Source organism: Sutterella massiliensis (assembly GCF_016899755.1).
GTDB classification, from domain to species: domain Bacteria; phylum Pseudomonadota; class Gammaproteobacteria; order Burkholderiales; family Burkholderiaceae_F; genus Sutterella; species Sutterella massiliensis.
Map to the genome: position 1 here is coordinate 1 of NZ_JACJJC010000171.1, position 776 is coordinate 776.

The following is a 776-nucleotide window of genomic DNA, read 5'->3' on the forward strand; positions in this document are numbered from 1 at the left end:
GCCAAAAGCCATGCGTTATGCCGCAAAAGATGCGGTATCGCGATTTATTAAACCGGTAATCAGCAGAAAAAACACTACGGAAGGCTACTCTTCCCGCGTTTTGAGGTAACAAATGCAGAACTTGAAAGTTCGATGGGCAACGGAAGACGATGCGGATTTTGTTGTCGAAACGATTCGTGAAGTCTCCGAAGGCGTCATCGACTTCTTGCTCGAGGGAGCAGTTCCCCTGATGAGCGCGAGCTCGCTTCTGAAGGTTGTTTTCGGCAAGGGCAACGAACCTTATACCTATAACCACGTCCTTTTGGTGGAAGTGGAAGGCAAGCCCGCGGGGCTGATATTTGCGTACGACTCGAAATTCCAGCGAGTGCCTGCAGTGATGGAAGGCTTTCTTGCACGCGAGAAGGTCGATGCCGTTCGTCATCTTCTTGAAGCCAAACGGCCCGATTCGCTCTGGATAAATACACTTTGGGTGAGTCCGGAATTCAGAGGTCAGGGCCTATCTTCCTTGATCGTTAGCTTGGCCGGTGATCTCGCAAAGGACACCGGATTTTCTTCGCTCGCACTCCACTGCTGGAAGGACAATGCTCGTGCTCGGGCTTTCTACGCCAAACAGGGATTTGTTGTGGACGGCGATATTCCGACAGGTGGCGAATTGCTCGCGCGACACCCCGAGGGCGGCGAGTGCTGGGTGAAGCGTCTCGGTTGCGGCGGTTCGGTACGCGGGAATTGATGTCGACGGTGTTTGTTCAAATTTCGACGTTCACACAAACATGGGA

General features: G+C 52.8%; 1 protein-coding gene. It reads left to right on the forward strand.

What is annotated here, in order from left to right; all coding sequences use genetic code 11:
- Positions 1–112 precede the first annotated feature (112 nt).
- Positions 113–730 (forward strand): GNAT family N-acetyltransferase, encoded by a 618-nt coding sequence (locus H6A60_RS11975; RefSeq protein ID WP_205104930.1) that lies wholly within the window; start codon positions 113–115, stop codon positions 728–730.
- The last annotated feature ends 46 nt before the right edge of the window (positions 731–776 follow it).